The organism is Rhodomicrobium vannielii ATCC 17100 (assembly GCF_000166055.1).
Lineage (GTDB): Bacteria > Pseudomonadota > Alphaproteobacteria > Rhizobiales > Rhodomicrobiaceae > Rhodomicrobium > Rhodomicrobium vannielii.
In genome coordinates this window covers 3,637,812-3,652,159 of the sequence record NC_014664.1, presented here as the reverse complement: position 1 = coordinate 3,652,159, position 14,348 = coordinate 3,637,812, and the positions used below count along the sequence as shown (strand labels likewise).

Annotated in this window: 15 protein-coding genes; 3 read left to right on the top strand and 12 right to left on the bottom strand. The window is 62.0% G+C overall.

From position 1 onward, the window contains the following. Positions 1–32 precede the first annotated feature (32 nt). The 3 genes from RVAN_RS19325 to bcsS all read right to left on the bottom strand — a co-directional run bounded on the left by RVAN_RS19325 (position 33) and on the right by bcsS (position 2,501). Positions 33–950, bottom strand: coding sequence for a 4'-phosphopantetheinyl transferase family protein (locus tag RVAN_RS19325; protein WP_013420898.1), 918 nt, complete (start codon positions 948–950; stop codon positions 33–35). Positions 951–955: 5 nt separating this feature from the next. Next, the gene (locus RVAN_RS16800) at positions 956–1,492 is read right to left on the bottom strand and encodes a tetratricopeptide repeat protein (protein WP_013420897.1); all 537 of its coding nucleotides are present in this window, start codon (positions 1,490–1,492) and stop codon (positions 956–958) included. Positions 1,493–1,631: 139 nt separating this feature from the next. Next, positions 1,632–2,501, bottom strand: coding sequence for a cellulose biosynthesis protein BcsS (gene bcsS, locus RVAN_RS16795; RefSeq protein ID WP_245258080.1), 870 nt, complete (start codon positions 2,499–2,501; stop codon positions 1,632–1,634). Between the two features lie 329 nt (positions 2,502–2,830). Between bcsS and RVAN_RS16790 the strand changes: the two genes are divergently transcribed. After that, positions 2,831–3,517 (top strand): M23 family metallopeptidase, encoded by a 687-nt coding sequence (locus tag RVAN_RS16790; protein WP_169309577.1) that lies wholly within the window; start codon positions 2,831–2,833, stop codon positions 3,515–3,517. Here the strand turns inward: RVAN_RS16790 and RVAN_RS16785 are convergent. Beyond that, positions 3,486–3,983: a MarR family winged helix-turn-helix transcriptional regulator gene (locus RVAN_RS16785; protein ID WP_013420894.1), complete on the bottom strand. Its 498-nt coding sequence runs from the start codon at positions 3,981–3,983 to the stop codon at positions 3,486–3,488. The genes RVAN_RS16790 and RVAN_RS16785 overlap by 32 nt on opposite strands. 245 nt (positions 3,984–4,228) lie before the next feature. Between RVAN_RS16785 and RVAN_RS16780 the strand changes: the two genes are divergently transcribed. Further along, on the top strand, positions 4,229–4,579 hold the full coding sequence (locus RVAN_RS16780) for a DUF1428 domain-containing protein (protein WP_013420893.1): 351 nt from the start codon (positions 4,229–4,231) through the stop codon (positions 4,577–4,579). 18 nt (positions 4,580–4,597) lie between these two features. Here the strand turns inward: RVAN_RS16780 and RVAN_RS16775 are convergent, their stop codons facing one another. Further along, positions 4,598–5,230 (bottom strand): NAD(P)-dependent oxidoreductase, encoded by a 633-nt coding sequence (locus RVAN_RS16775; protein WP_013420892.1) that lies wholly within the window; start codon positions 5,228–5,230, stop codon positions 4,598–4,600. A 217-nt stretch (positions 5,231–5,447) separates the two neighbouring features. On the opposite strand from RVAN_RS16775, the gene RVAN_RS16770 reads away from it, so the two are divergent. After that, complete coding sequence (locus RVAN_RS16770; protein ID WP_013420891.1) at positions 5,448–6,410, top strand: DMT family transporter; 963 nt, start codon at positions 5,448–5,450, stop codon at positions 6,408–6,410. On the opposite strand, the gene tgt is transcribed toward RVAN_RS16770, so the two are convergent. The 7 genes from tgt to ssb all read right to left on the bottom strand — a co-directional run bounded on the left by tgt (position 6,341) and on the right by ssb (position 14,129). Further along, a complete protein-coding gene (gene tgt, locus RVAN_RS16765; RefSeq protein ID WP_013420890.1) occupies positions 6,341–7,516 on the bottom strand; it encodes a tRNA guanosine(34) transglycosylase Tgt in 1,176 nt (391 codons plus the stop codon). The two genes, RVAN_RS16770 and tgt, sit on opposite strands and share 70 nt — an antisense overlap. Next, positions 7,513–8,607, bottom strand: coding sequence for a tRNA preQ1(34) S-adenosylmethionine ribosyltransferase-isomerase QueA (gene queA / locus RVAN_RS16760; protein ID WP_041789430.1), 1,095 nt, complete (start codon positions 8,605–8,607; stop codon positions 7,513–7,515). The genes tgt and queA overlap by 4 nt, the downstream gene beginning before the upstream one ends. Positions 8,608–8,726: 119 nt before the next feature. Further along, positions 8,727–9,191 carry a peptidylprolyl isomerase gene (locus RVAN_RS16755; protein WP_013420888.1) on the bottom strand — a complete coding sequence of 155 codons (465 nt, stop codon included), beginning with the start codon at positions 9,189–9,191 and terminating at the stop codon, positions 8,727–8,729. Positions 9,192–9,278: 87 nt separating this feature from the next. Beyond that, positions 9,279–9,830 carry a peptidylprolyl isomerase gene (locus RVAN_RS16750; protein WP_013420887.1) on the bottom strand — a complete coding sequence of 184 codons (552 nt, stop codon included), beginning with the start codon at positions 9,828–9,830 and terminating at the stop codon, positions 9,279–9,281. A gap of 199 nt (positions 9,831–10,029) precedes the next feature. Then, positions 10,030–10,554, bottom strand: a complete 525-nt coding sequence (gene coaD, locus RVAN_RS16745) for a pantetheine-phosphate adenylyltransferase (RefSeq protein ID WP_013420886.1) — start codon at positions 10,552–10,554, stop codon at positions 10,030–10,032. 17 nt (positions 10,555–10,571) lie between these two features. Next, positions 10,572–13,397, bottom strand: coding sequence for a DNA gyrase subunit A (gene gyrA / locus RVAN_RS16740; RefSeq protein WP_013420885.1), 2,826 nt, complete (start codon positions 13,395–13,397; stop codon positions 10,572–10,574). A 183-nt stretch (positions 13,398–13,580) separates the two neighbouring features. After that, on the bottom strand, positions 13,581–14,129 hold the full coding sequence (ssb, locus tag RVAN_RS16735) for a single-stranded DNA-binding protein (protein ID WP_013420884.1): 549 nt from the start codon (positions 14,127–14,129) through the stop codon (positions 13,581–13,583). Between the last annotated feature and the right edge of the window lie 219 nt (positions 14,130–14,348).

The window sequence follows — 14,348 nt, the reverse complement described above, 5'->3', positions numbered from 1 at the left end:
GCATTGGAAAGGATCGGGAGGCCGCCTTCACCTCAAAGGGCGGGCTTCATCTCAGCCGCAGATTGAATGCGCTGGTTCAGGCTATCCTCCGCAGTTCGCCCGGCGGTGCGAAGCGCCATGCGAAATTCAAGCCGGACGATGTCCTCTCCGTCGCGGCAACGCGCGTCGATGGCCAGCGCCAGACGGCCACGCTCGCGCCCGCCTGTCAGATCGGCGATACGCGCGGAGTAGACGACGCAACGGTGGCCGTCAGCCTCGGCATGAAGAAACGCCCCGTCGTGATCCGGCACTTCGCAGCCGGAAACGGTTTCGCTCAGCCCTTCGCCGGTGAGCTTGGCAAGCGCCTCCTTCACGGTCCACAGCTTGAGAAAGCGATCATGCCTCAGATCGGCGCCGACTTCTCGAAGCGTCAGGATTTCGCTTCGCGGAAGAAAGGCCGCAAGCATGGTCTCTGCGGGAGCGATGTTGGCGGCCTCTACGTCGAGGCCAAGGTTGATCCCCTTGGCAAGAGCAACCGCATCGATGCCTTCGGTGTGAGAGATGCTTATATAAAAGCCTTGGGGGCGCGCAACCACCGGCCTTCCGTGCCCGGTCTTTCCGAGCGCGACATCGGCGGGAAGGCGCTGACGTGCCAGATCATGGAGAGAAGCCTTGAGCGCGACGCGTGCGGCCGCCATGCCGAGTTGCCGCTCGCGCTTCTTGTAGCGTCCGATGTCGCGAAGGTCTTTCGCGTCGAGGCAGGATGAGAGAGACGCAGCGAGACCATGACGCGCGTCTTGCGGTATCAGAACGCAAATAATGCGCCGGGGGCTGCCTGCCGCTTCAACCGGCTGTTCCGAAACGATCCGGCCCGACTGAAGCGAAATGAAAAACGCGCCAAGCGGCGCGCTTATCCCGGCCAGATCGTGAGAGGCGTCCATCGGCTCGGACGACTGCGAAAAGCCGTCCATCGTTGTCAAAGTGCGGGGCGAGCTGCCAGCAAGCGCGCTACGCCGTCCTTGCTTTCGGTCAAGTCCGCATCGATCGACAGCGCCCTGCGATAATCGGCCAGCGCCTCTTCCTTTCGGCCGAGCGCCTCGTAGATATGGGCGCGCGTGTCGAGCGCATGGGCGTCCAACGGTGCCAAAGTGACGGCTCGCTCCGCGTCCGGCAGCCCTTCGCGTGACTTGCCGGCCTTGAAGTAGATCCAGGCGCGCAGATTATGCGCCTCGGCGAAGTTGGGCTTGATCTTCAGCGCGATAGTCTCGTCGGCGATGGCGGCGTCGAAATCGCCCTTATCGGCCAAGGCTTCGCCGCGATTGAGATACGCATCGGCGCGAAAATCCTGTGGCATCTTGGTATCGTCTATCACACGGGAGCAGGCGGCAATTCTAAGCCCAGCCTCGGACTCATCGTCCCGGCAGAGATCGTAATCGGCGGTCTGGGCCAGCAATGCGCTACTCGGCGCGACGAGAAATGAGGATAAAAGGAGTGCTTTGACGGATAAGCGCATGAGCTTGCCTTCTGTTCAACGCGACGCACTCTTCATCCGTCAAGATGAAATGTCGCCCGCAATCTGGATGCTTGCCTTCGATAGTCGGGGAACGTCGTTCCGCGCTGGGGATTCCGGTTGAAGCGACGCACCCTGTCGCTTACGGACGGAAGAGATATTTGAATTCGATCATTCCGTAGCCGCCTTCGCCACCGGCCGTTGAGGTGGACGTGGTTCCCGTCCCGTTGTCGTTGCCATTCACGAATTGGTAGCCGCCGGACAGCGTGATCGACGCAGTTCGAACGAGGAGATTGGAAAGCTCGAACTTCAGGAAGCCGCCTGCACGCTGGGCGTCGCTTTCCTCGTTGCCGAGCGCGTACCCTTCGGCGCCGACGAAGATCTGCTTGAAGTTGGCATCAAGTTCCTCAATCACCTTGACGCCGACGCGACCGCGCGCGAGGTAACTATAGAAGGCGGTGGAGTAGTAACCGTCCGCGCCGAAATAATACGGAAGTTCCGTTTCCGTCTCGAAATCGGCGTCGACCTTGAAGCCGACCTCATTGCCTCTCACGCTGTTCGAGAGGTCGCGCGGACTGAGGTGATCGTCACGGAAATCGACACCGAGATACAGTCCCGCCGAAAAAGTCGTGTAGACCAGCTGATAGCCGAGCATCACGTCGCCTTGCCATTCCTTGCCGTTGACCTTCCCGAGGTCATTGGTGAAATAGCTGTATTCATTGTATTCGGCATCGGCGCGCAGCATGAAGCCGTGTGTCGTCAAATCGTTGTTGACGGCGTATGCGCCACCTGCCCAGACAGCAGTCGAACGGTTGGCGATGTCTGTACCTTGCCACAGCGCAGCAGATATTGGCGGAGCCTCATCATCTGTACCCTGCGCTATCGCCGGGTTGAGGGAGAGAATAAGCGGCAGGGCAAAGACAGCCGCCGGCGAAAAGTTCTTCATGCAAATATCCCCGTTCCCACCGTTTGCTTTGCAAGGAAAGAAAGCCGCGATTCGCCCGCAATCCACAATCAAAGGTAGTTATTATCCTCATGATAACCCGGCATAGTTGTAAAATTGTCAATATCTCGCTTTGAGACTGCGCATACGGGGGGCGTCCGGTAATGAAATGCGAATGCTGCTACGGGCGACAATTTTGAAAGGGGCGTGAGGCATTATCCAGTTCGCCGCCTTAGCTGCCGGGCGGCCTAGCGGTAAGGTGGCCTGCAAGCATCTGGACTGACCGAAACATGCTGAACATCGGGAAAGCAAATGATCAGTTCCGGCCGAGCACGCCAGAACGGCTATCGATCTGCAAGGCAACGCTTTTTTTGCTCGCCCTTGTTATAACGCCAATCATGGCAGCGACAGCGGATACAGAAGAGGCGACTATCAAAGGGATCGGCCTAAAGCCGACCGGGCTAAAGCCCGCCTACCCGGGCGGCTTCGTTTGCTCGCAGCTTACCTCGCTCTACGCGAGCTGGATCGATGTCGACGGGACGCGCCGCTCCGAGGCGCATTCGGGCGTCGATGGCGGCAAGCTCGGCGATACAATTCATGCTCCCGGGCCCGGTCGGGTCGTGGCTGCCTGGAAGACCAATTTCGGTTGGGGTCAGGAAGCGTCGCTCCTCATTTTGCATAGCCGCGAGGATCTGAACATGTCCGGCGGCGCTCCCTACTATTATTCCGAGTTCGACCATCTTCGCTGGAATGAAGTCAAACGGCTTCAGGAGGGAGACAGGATCGAGCGCGGGCAGGTGATCGGCCGCGTGACCACACCGGGAAGCAACAGGATCTATCTGCCGGAAGTCCATTGGGAGATCTACGAGGTGGACGATCCCGATGAGATCGAGTGGGTCGAGAAATCGAACGGCTTGAAATACTTCCTCAACAAGACGGCCGAGTTGATCGACCCGCTATATATGCTCGGGCGACATCGAGGAATCCACGCCGACAAACGCGTTGAGATCGCTCCCTTCTTCGACGATGCCGACTATTCCGGTTTCAAGGGGTTCACTTATATCCTGCCGTGCCGCCCTCGCTGACGTCACGGGCGCATAGCGCGTCGAGATCCATGCGAAGGCGATCCGCACGCTGCGTGCCCAATTCGGCATCGATCGCCGCATGCGTTCTTTGCCAGACGGGCACGGCCCGAGCGAGCACTTCCAGCCCCATCGGCGTGATGCGCAGAAGGCGGGTGCGGCGGTCGCGATTATCGGGGAAGACCTCGATCATGCCGGAGCGCTCAAGAGGCTTGAGGTTGGCCGTGAGCGTCGTGCGGTCCATCGCGAGCAGCGCCGCGACACTGCCGAGCCTCGGCGGCGCGGGACGGTTCAACGCCATGAGAAGCGAAAACTGACCGCTGGTGATGCCAGTATCTTTCAGCTCCGCATCGAACCGCCGGGCAAGCGCGCGCGCCGCGCGCTGTGCATGCAGGCACAGGCAAGTGTCACGCACCAGAAGCGTAATGTCGTAAGGGACCGAGTGTTGCGTGGCGAGGTGATTTGACATGGTCGGGTCATTATGTTGATATCAACGTATCAGACAACAAGATTTGGCCAACGCGGCCGAACGTCACCAAGTGGAGCGAATTTGACACTTGAGATCCGGTCGCCGTGAGGTCGCGCTCGAATACCAAATTCAAAAGCTCCACCTGATCAAAAAGTAACGACTGGTCCTTGCGATTCCGACATTTGCTCGCGAGGGGTGCCGCAAGGGATGCAAATGTCGGAATCGGACCACCAGGAGGAAACAAGATGACCTATGTCGAAGGCTTTCTTCTCGCCGTTCCGGCGTCGAAAAAGGATGCCTACCTCGCCATGGCGGAGGCCGCCGTGCCCCTGTTCAAGGAATTCGGCGCAACGCGGATGGTGGAATGCTGGGAGGACGACATCAAGGACGGCAAGGTGACCGATTTTCGCATGGCGGTGAAGGCTGAGCCGGGCGAAGCCATCGTCTTCAGCTGGATCGAATATCCCTCCAAAGAAGCGCGCGATGCCGCAAATGAGAAAATGAGGACCGATCCGCGCATGCAGCAGATCGGCGAGATGCCTTTCGATGGAATGCGCATGATTTTCGGCGGTTTCAGAAAGATCCTCGACGTTTGATCGACCCAGGCCGCGCGCCTAGCCGGATAGGGCCACCGTCTGCCGGTGATGCTCGGGCGAGGCGATTTCCTTCGCGATGAAGTCGGCGACGTCCGCGCGCGAGACGGTCATCTTGCGCGCCTTTCGGTCCGTGCTCGCGAGATAATCTCCGGTCGCTGGGCCATTCGTCAGTCCCACGGGCTGAACCAGAACGAAATCGTTCGGCGCTGCCTTGATCGCGGCTTCCTGCTTTTCCTTGTCGGCGAGGATTGCCCGCATGAACAGCGCCGCGGCGATGGAAAACAGGAACGATTTTTTGTCCCGCGTGTCGCCGATGCCGAAGGCTGTCACCGCGATCAGCCGCAAGCCGGGGTCGGCGGCCGCGAGAATATTGCGCGTTCCATATTCGCAGATGTGCGGGTTGATCGTGCGTTTTCTTCCCTGCGTGCTGCGGGAATTTCCGAGGCTGATGACGCAGACGTCGTGGCCCGGAAGCACGCGCGCGACATCCTCGGCGGACAACGCATCGCCCTTGACGACGGTGAGCGCGTTGTCGGATGGCAATTTCGACGGATCGCGCACGAGTGCCGTCACCTGGTGCCCGTCGGCGAGAAGTTTTTCGACGGTTGCGCGGCCCGTGCCGCCCGTCGCTCCAAAGACAATGATTTTCATACTGACGATATAGGAAGGTGAATAGCTTCGTGCCAACCCCGACACGCCGAAGTTTTGCCCGGCGTTGCAAATTCGCTATGCGGGCAAGCCTACGACGCCATCATCGGCTGGTCACATTCTGCGCTCATCAATGCTATGTTGAAATGTCGCACCGTCGCCTTGCAGGGAAACGGCAGCGTTCCGCCTCGCAACCAACCTGGCCCTTGCCTACCCTCTCATGACCGATCTCCTCACGAAGCCCGCCGCGACGGCACCGGCTTCCGCCGCCCAGCGTCCTTCTTCCGACCGCCGCCTCGTCGGCATCGGCTTCATGCTGACGGCGGTGAGCTTCTTTGCCTTCCTCGACACGAGCGCGAAGTTTCTCGGCACCATCGAACACATCCCCGTGGTCGAGATCATCTGGGTGCGCTTTCTGATGAACGCGGTGCTTATCGTCGTGATGCTCCGGCCTCGGGGAGTGATGCGCGCCGCGCCGTCGAAAAGGCCCGGTCAGCAGATCCTGCGGAGCGCGTTGCTCCTCGCGACGACGGCGTTCAATTTCGCGGCGCTTCAGTTTCTCCAGCTCGATCAGACATCGACGATCTACTTCCTCGCGCCGTTCTTCGTGGCTGCGCTTGCCGGTCCGCTGCTCGGCGAATGGGTGGGCTGGCATCGGCTCGCGGCGATCTGCGTGGGCTTTACCGGCATCATCTTCGTGACGAAGCCGGGCTTCGGCGGCATCCACTGGGCGGTGGCGCTCGCGCTCGGCTCGGTGTTCTGCCACTCGCTCTACAGCCTGTGGACGCGCTATCTCGCCCGCTTCGACGCGCCGCGAACGACGCTCGTCTATACGCCGCTCGCGGGAGCGGTCATCATGGCGCCGGTCGCGCTTTGGAATTGGCAGATGCCGCCGAACGCGCTCGCCTGGGGCATTTTGCTGAGCATGGGGCTTCTCGGCGGGATGGGGCACTGGTTCCTGATCCTCGCGCATGACCGTGCGCCCGCGCCCGTGATCGCGCCATTCACCTACATCAACCTGCTGCTCGTGACGTGCCTCGGCTACCTCGTGTTCGGCGATGTGCCGGACATCTGGACGCTCGTCGGGGCGGCAATCATCGTGGCGTCGGGGATCTATTTGCTCTTCAGGGAGCGGGCTGCTTCGGCGTCCGCGCCCGCGTCGTCTTCCACGGTGGACGGGTAGACGGCGCGCACGCGAGCGGCGACATCTGCGAAAGTGCCTTCCGCGATGGATTTGCGGATCGCGGCCATAAGCTCCTGATAGAAGCCGATGTTCGCCCATGACAGGATCATCGGCGCAAGATACTCGCCCGAGCGGAACAGGTGGTGGATATAGGCGCGGGAATAATCGCGCGAGGCGGGGCAGGTGCTCGTCTCGTCGAGCGGGCGCAAATCCTCGATATGCGCCGCGTTCTTGATGTTGAGCTTGCCCGCCCATGTGAACGCCTGCCCGTGGCGGCCCGATCGCGTTGGCATCACGCAGTCGAACATGTCTATGCCGCGCTCGACAGCGCCCACGATGTCCGCCGGCGTGCCGACGCCCATGAGGTAGCGCGGCTTGTTCGTGGGCAACAGCGGCGTGGTGAAATCCAGCGTATCGAACATGGCGCGCTGGCCTTCGCCGACCGCGAGCCCGCCGACCGAGTAGCCGTGAAAATCCATTGACGTAAGCTTCGCCGCCGACTCTCTGCGAAGCTCGGGGAAGGTGCTGCCCTGGACGATGCCGAACAGTGCACGCCCCGGCCGACCGTACTGCGCGAACGCCGCGAGCGAGCGCTCCGCCCACCTGAGCGACAGCCGCATCGAGCTTTCCGCCTCATCGAAGGTCGCCGGGAACGGCGTGCATTCGTCGAACTGCATCTGGATGTCGGAGCCGAGAAGGTTTTGCACCTCGATGGAGCGCTCGGGCGTCAATTCATACATCGCGCCGTCGATATGCGAGCGGAAGGTGACGCCCTTCTCGGTCAGCTTCCGAAGCTGCGCGAGCGACATCACCTGAAAGCCGCCGGAATCGGTGAGGATCGGCCCATCCCAGCGCATGAAGCTGTGAAGGCCGCCGAGTTTCGCGATGCGCTCCGCGCCGGGGCGCAGCATCAGGTGATAGGTGTTGCCGAGGATGATGTCCGAGCCCGCCGCCTTCACATCGTCGAGGAAGACGGCCTTCACTGACGCGGTGGTGCCGACCGGCATGAAGGCGGGGGTGCGGATGACGCCGCGCGGTGTCGCGATTTCGCCGAGGCGGGCCGCGCCGTCCTGCGCGAGGAGCTTGTAGGAGAAGGGCTGCGTCATGGGCGGGCCGTCGAGGGCTGCGCGTCCGCACGCGCGAGAAGGCACGCGTCGCCGTAGGAATAGAAGCGGAAGCCCGCTTCGACGGCGTGGGCGTAGGCGCGCTTCATGAGGTCGGTGCCGGAGAAGGCGCAGACGAGCATGAACAGCGTCGATTTCGGCAGATGGAAATTCGTCACGAGGAGGTCCGCGCTTCTGAAACAGTGGCCGGGCTTGATGAAGATCCTTGTAAAGCCTTTGGCGGGCTCAATAAAGCCGTCTTCGCGCGTGGCCGTCTCAAGTACACGTAGCGAGGTCGTGCCGGCGGCAATAATGCGGCCGCCGCGCTCGCGCGCCGCGTTGATGGCGCGCGCCGTTGCGTCGCCGATCTCGAACCACTCTGCATGGATTTCGTGATCCTCGACCGTCTCCGACTTCACCGGCAGGAAGGTGCCCGCGCCCACGTGGAGCGTGACGAAGGCGGTCTCTATGCCGCGTTCGGCAAGCCGCGCGAGAAGCTCCGGCGTGAAGTGGAGCCCGGCCGTAGGCGCGGCGACGGCTCCTTCGTTGCGCGCGAAAACGGTTTGATAGTCCGAGCGGTCGCGTTCGTCGGCGGGGCGCTGGCGGGCGATATAGGGCGGGAGCGGCATCGCGCCGTGGCGCTGCATGATGGCCTCGACGCTGTCGCCGTCTGGCGCGGCGAGGGTGATTTCGCCCTCGTCGGACTTGGCGACAACGATCAGCCGGGACGCGTGTCCGCCTGTCTCGAAGTGGATCGCGTCGCCCGGCCGTAGCCGCCGCGCGGGCCGCGCAAAGGCTTTCCACGAGCCGGACGCTTCACGTTCGATCAGGTTCAGGGAGACGTCCACCGCGGGCGCATCCGCATCGCGCGGCGGGCGGGTGCCTGACAGCTCGGCGGACAGGACGCGGGTGTCGTTGAACACCATGATGTCGCCGGGACGGAAAAAGGCGGGAAGGTCGCGGATCGTGGCTTCGGAGAGCGGCTGCGGCGCGGCGGGATCGACGCGTAGCAACCGCGCGGCGTCGCGCGGGCTCGCGGGCCGGAGCGCGATCGCCGATTTGGGAAGCTCGAAGTCGAAGTCCGTGAGGTGCACAATGCGTCGCCGAAGAAACGGCAAGCCCAGGGGTGGGCAGGTGCCAAAATAAAAGATGAGCGCCCGCGTCCTGCCGGACACTAGCGCTCGGTTCTCGAGGAATTGTTCGCGATTTCGGGCTAGGCGGCCTTTTCAACGCGAGCGGTCACGATCTTGTCGGGGTTTTTCACCGGCTCGCCGCGCTCGATCTTGTCGACGTTATCCATGCCCTCGATTACCTTGCCCCACACGGTATATTTCCCGTCGAGGAACGATGCATCGTCGAAGCAGATGAAGAACTGGCTGTCGGCGCTATCGGGGTGGTTCGCGCGCGCCATGGAAACGACGCCACGCTGATGGCTTTCCCGGCTGAATTCGGCCTTGAGGTTCTTGCCCGAACCGCCGCGCCCGGTTCCCGTTGGGTCTCCCGTCTGCGCCATGAAGCCGTCTATGACGCGGTGGAAAACAACGCCGTCGTAAAACTTCTCGTCGGCAAGCTCCTTGATGCGCGCGACATGGTTCGGCGCAAGATCGGGGCGCAGTTCAATTACGACGCGCCCCTTGGTTGTTTCCAGAACCAGATTTTCTTTATCGGAAGATGTCATGTTCAAGCTCTTTCCTCGCGCCGCCTTGACCGGATCTACGCCAACCTGAGGTGCGGCGACATTATTATCTCATCAGGAATGTGGTGATCAGCGGGCGTCGGACGCAAGCTGCATCTTGATGATCTTGTCCGGATTGAACACGCGTCCGTCGCCGCCTGCTCCCTTTTTGATCCGGTCGACGAACTGCATGCCTTCGGTCACGCGGCCCCAGACGGTGTATTGCCCGTTGAGATGCGGTGTGTCCTCAAGACAAATGAAAAACTGGCTGTTCGCCGAATTGGGGTTGCCCGTGCGCGCCGCGCCGATGGTGCCGCGCTTGAATGGCGTGGAATTGAACTCCGCCGGAAGGTCGGCATATTTCGAACCGCCGGTGCCGTCGCCTTTGGGGTCACCCGTCTGGGCCATGAAGCCCGTGATGACGCGATGGAACGGCAGGCCGTTGTAGAAGCCCTCGCGAACGAGTTTCTTGACGCGCTCGATGTGCTTTGGCGCGACGTTGGGGAGAAGCTCGATGACCACGCGGCCATCCTTCAGGTCGAGGTAGAGCGTGTTCTCGGGGCTCGCTGCGCTGGCTGGCCGAGCGAAAAGGCCGAGAGTGGCGACGGCAAGCAGCGCTACTAACATCAGGGAACGGAACATGGAAACCCTTTGCTTATCGATTTCGTATGCGATTTCGAGGGCCTAATGGTCTGATCCCGACATTTGCGTCCGTTTGCAGTACGCTCGCGAGCAATGTTGGAATCCGGAGGACCATTAGTAACTCTTTGTTTCTAGAAGAGCTTTTGGATTTAACATCTGAGCTAGCGGCAACCGGAACTCAAATGTCAAATTCGCTCCACTAGCGCGCCATAGGGGCGGCATTGGGGCCGTTAGCTGTCCTGCCGACCTTTGCAACGATGCGCTGGAGCACGCCAGGAGAAACGAATGGCGAAACATCGCCGCCGAGCTGAGCAATCTGGCGGACGAGTGTCGCGGTAATATGTGCGAAGCCGGGTGTGGCGGCAAGAAACACGGTGTCGATGCCCGGCGCCATGGCCCGATTCATGCCGAAAAGTTGCGTCTCGTAGCCGAGGTCCGCAGCATCGCGCACGCCCCGCAGCATGAAGGCCGCTCCGTGCGCGCGCGCCGCGTCAACCGTCAGGCGGTCGAAGAAAGCCACCCCGCCGCGTTCGCCCGCGCCGAGGCTCGAAAGTTCGTCGCACAGCATCTCCGCGCGCTCTTCGGCCGTGAAAAGCGGCGCTTTCGACGGGTGCACCCCCACGCCGACGACCAGCCGGTCGAACAGGGCCAGACCGCGAGCCATGATGTCCCTGTGGCCGAGTGTCGGCGGGTCAAAGCTGCCAGCGTAGAAACCGGAACGCATGCGGCGTTACCTCGCGATCATTCGGTTGGTTCCTCGCCCTCGGCATCGCCGCCGGCATCCGGGCCGTCGCCATTGCCGTTGCCGGTTCCGTCATCGCTGATGAGTTCGGCCGAGACGACGCGTTCGTCCTGATCGGTGCGGAAGATTGTGACGCCCTGCGCGGACCGGCCGGTGATCGAGATGCCTTCGATGGGGCAGCGGATCAGCTTGCCGCCATTCGTCACGAGCATGATCTGGTCCGTGTCTTCCACGGGGAAGGACGCGATGAGGCGGCCGTTTCGCTCGTTGACGGCCATGGCGATGATGCCTTTGCCGCCGCGACCCGACGTCCGGTACTCGTAGGACGATGTGCGTTTGCCGAAGCCCCGCTCCGACATGGTCAGCACATATTGCTCGGCCGCGCCCATTTCGCCATAACGCGCGGGCGTGAGATCGGCGATGTCGGTGCTTTCAATCGCCTCGCCGTCGTCGAGGGCTTCCACCGCCTCGGCGGCCGCTGCGGCCTCCTGCTCGACGATGTCGCCCTCGGTAGCGGCGCGTTCACCGGCGGCGGCGCGGCGCATGGCGTTCGCCTGCTTGAGATAGGCGGCGCGCTCGGCGGGCGTCGCGTTCATATGCCGGAGGATGGCGAGCGAAATAACGGTGTCGTCCTCATCAAGGCGAACGCCGCGGACGCCGGTCGACTCGCGGCCCTTGAAGATGCGCACGTCCGTCACCGGGAAGCGGATCGCCTGACCGTTGGCTGTCGTGAGGAGAATGTCGTCGGTCTCGCGGCAGAGCTGCGCGCCGGCGATATCGTCGCCCGGATCGAGCTTCATCGCGATCTTGCCGTTTTGGCGGACCTCCGCGAAGTCGGCGAGTTCGTTGCGCCGCACATTGCCGGAGCGCGTCGCGAATAGAATGAAGACGCCGGACTCATCGCGCTCCTCGGGCAGCGGCAGGATGGAGGTGATCGTCTCGTCCTGCTGAAGCGGCAGCAGGTTGATGAGCGCCTTGCCGCGCGCCTGCGGGGCGGACAGCGGCAGCCGCCAGACCTTCATCTTGTAAGCCATGCCGCGCGAGGAGAGGAACAGCACGGGCGTGTGGGTATTCGCGACGAACAGGCGCGTGACGAAATCCTCATCGCGCGTCGTCATGCCGGAGCGGCCCTTGCCGCCGCGACGTTGCGCCCGATAGGTCGACAGCGGCACGCGCTTGATGTAGCCGCGATGGCTGACGGTGACGACCATATCCTCTTTCTGGATCAGGTCTTCGTCGTCGACCTCGCCCTCGACATCGAGGATTTCGGTGCGGCGTGGCGTGGCGAACTCTTCCTTGATGGCGGTGAGTTCGTCGCGGACGATGGAGATCACGCGGGCGCGCGAAGAGAGGATATTGAGATAGTCGCGGATCTTGTCGGCAAGCGCCTTAAGTTCATCGGCGATTTCGTCGCGGCCTAGCGCGGTCAGGCGCTGCAGGCGCAGTTCGAGGATCGCCTTCGCCTGATCGATGGACAGACGGTAGACGTTGCCCTCGTGGATGCGCGAGCGCGGATCTTCGATGAGGAGCAGCAATGGCGCGATATCGTCCGCGGGCCAGTCGCGCGACATGAGCGCCTCGCGCGCGCTCGCGGGGTCCGGCGCGGAGCGGATGAGCTTGATAACCTCGTCGATATTGGCGACGGCGGTGGCGAGGCCGACAAGCACATGCGCACGATCACGCGCCTTGCCGAGCAGGAATTTCGTGCGCCGCGTGATGACGGTTTCGCGGAACTGCGTGAAAGCCTGGATGAAGTCGAGGAGGGTGTGCTGTTCCGGGCGGCCGCTGTTGAGCGCCACCATGTTGGCGGCGAACACCGATTGCAGCGATGTGAAGCGGTAAAGCTGGTTCAGCACCACGTCCGGCATGGCGTCGCGCTTCAGCTCGATGACGACGCGATAGCCCGAGCGGTCGCTCTCGTCGCGCACGTCGGAAATGCCTTCGACGCGCTTTTCGCGCACGAGTTCGGCGATGCGCTCCTGAAGCGTCGCCTTGTTCACCTGATAGGGGATTTCGGTAACGATCAGCGCATCGCGATCCTTGCGGATCGTTTCGACATGCACCTTGCCGCGCACGACGACGGAGCCGCGACCTTTGAGATAGGCGGCGCGGATGCCTGCGCGGCCCATGATCACGCCGCCGGTCGGGAAGTCCGGCCCGGGAATGTGCTCCATGAGCTGCTCGATGCTGAGCGCGGGATTTTCGAGAAAGGCGAGGCAGGCGTCGATGACTTCGCCGAGATTGTGCGGCGGGATGTTCGTCGCCATGCCGACGGCGATGCCGCCCGCGCCGTTGACGAGGAGGTTCGGGAAGCGCGCGGGCAGCACTGTTGGCTCGCGCTCTGAATTGTCGTAGTTGTCCTGAAAATCGACCGTGTCGTTCTCAAGGTCGTTGAGCAGGGAGTCGGAGATCTTCTGGAGGCGTACCTCGGTGTAACGCATGGCCGCCGGTGGATCGCCATCGACCGAGCCGAAATTGCCCTGACCATCGATCAGGGGCACGCGCATGGAAAAGTCCTGCACCATGCGGACGAGCGCGTCGTAAACAGACTGATCCCCGTGAGGATGATATTTACCGATGACATCGCCGACGATGCGCGCGGATTTACGGTAGGGCTTGTTCCAGGAGTAGCCGTTCTCGCTCATCGAGAAGAGGATGCGGCGATGGACGGGTTTCAGCCCGTCGCGCACGTCGGGCAGCGCGCGAGACACGATCACGCTCATCGCGTAATCGAGATAGGAGCGCTTCATCTCGTCGGTGATGAGGATGGGACGAATGTCCCCCGCTCCGCGATCGCCCTTGTTGCCGTCTGACGGATCTGCCAAAACCTGACCCTTGGTCTCGTGAAATGAAAAGAACGGCCAGAAACTGCCGTCGAACCTGGCCGGAATTTACAGGCTGCACCCCGCGAGCACAAGGACGCTGTCCATCTACCCCTTGGGAGACGCCTGTTTTGTTTTTGCGCTTCGGGCGTTGATCCTGCCGCAGAAAGCATTCACCCGCATACGTTAAAATGGGATCTCGTCGTCGAGATCCTTGTCGAAGGGCTTCGGCTGACCCGCGTCGCGCGGCTTCGCGGCCGAACCGCCACCACTCCGGAAGCCGCTTCCGCCACTACGGCCGCTGTCGCCCCGGTCGAAACTGCTGGCGCCGCCTTCATTGAAGCCGCTGCCGCCTTCGCCGTAACCGCCCGCTCCGCCGCCTGCGCGTCCGTCAAGCATGGTGAGCTGGCCGTTGTAGTTTTGCAGGACGACCTCGGTCGTGTAGCGGTCGTTACCCGCATTGTCCTGCCATTTCCGCGTCTGCAACTGGCCTTCGATATAAACCTTCGCGCCTTTGCGGAGGTATTGCTGTGCGACCTTGCCGAGTTGCTCGTTGAAGATGACGATGCTGTGCCACTCCGTCTTTTCGCGGCGTTCTCCCGACTGTTTGTCGCGCCACGAATCCGTCGTCGCAAGCCGAAGATTGCAAATCGAACGGCCATCCTGCGTGTGGCGCACTTCGGGATCGGCCCCGAGATTGCCGATGAGAATGACCTTATTCACCGAGCCCGCCATGAGAGCTCCTTTCATCAAACATTGAGTCGCAGCCGAGTTTACATGAAGCGTCAGCGCCCAAAACACAACTGTACCCACACGATCCGCTTTTCCACACGGGATGGGTATAAGAAAATACGTTCACTTTATGTTCTAGTTGCGCCCGGCGTTCGTGTCAAGCACCGTCGGCGCCGAGACGGTTTGTTAACAGCGCTGCGGAAAACAGCCCGTAAAATAAGG

What these genes read in the sequence shown, in the direction of transcription:
- RVAN_RS19325 (WP_013420898.1), bottom strand. Translation starts at nt 950, where the DNA reads ATGGACGGCTTTTCGCAGTCGTCCGAGCCGATGGACGCCTCTCACGAT.
- RVAN_RS16800 (WP_013420897.1), bottom strand. Translation starts at nt 1,492, where the DNA reads ATGCGCTTATCCGTCAAAGCACTCCTTTTATCCTCATTTCTCGTCGCG.
- RVAN_RS16790 (WP_169309577.1), top strand. Translation starts at nt 2,831, where the DNA reads ATGGCAGCGACAGCGGATACAGAAGAGGCGACTATCAAAGGGATCGGC.
- RVAN_RS16785 (WP_013420894.1), bottom strand. Translation starts at nt 3,983, where the DNA reads ATGTCAAATCACCTCGCCACGCAACACTCGGTCCCTTACGACATTACG.
- RVAN_RS16780 (WP_013420893.1), top strand. Translation starts at nt 4,229, where the DNA reads ATGACCTATGTCGAAGGCTTTCTTCTCGCCGTTCCGGCGTCGAAAAAG.
- RVAN_RS16775 (WP_013420892.1), bottom strand. Translation starts at nt 5,230, where the DNA reads ATGAAAATCATTGTCTTTGGAGCGACGGGCGGCACGGGCCGCGCAACC.
- RVAN_RS16770 (WP_013420891.1), top strand. Translation starts at nt 5,448, where the DNA reads ATGACCGATCTCCTCACGAAGCCCGCCGCGACGGCACCGGCTTCCGCC.
- tgt (WP_013420890.1), bottom strand. Translation starts at nt 7,516, where the DNA reads ATGACGCAGCCCTTCTCCTACAAGCTCCTCGCGCAGGACGGCGCGGCC.
- RVAN_RS16755 (WP_013420888.1), bottom strand. Translation starts at nt 9,191, where the DNA reads ATGACATCTTCCGATAAAGAAAATCTGGTTCTGGAAACAACCAAGGGG.
- RVAN_RS16750 (WP_013420887.1), bottom strand. Translation starts at nt 9,830, where the DNA reads ATGTTCCGTTCCCTGATGTTAGTAGCGCTGCTTGCCGTCGCCACTCTC.
- coaD (WP_013420886.1), bottom strand. Translation starts at nt 10,554, where the DNA reads ATGCGTTCCGGTTTCTACGCTGGCAGCTTTGACCCGCCGACACTCGGC.
- ssb (WP_013420884.1), bottom strand. Translation starts at nt 14,129, where the DNA reads ATGGCGGGCTCGGTGAATAAGGTCATTCTCATCGGCAATCTCGGGGCC.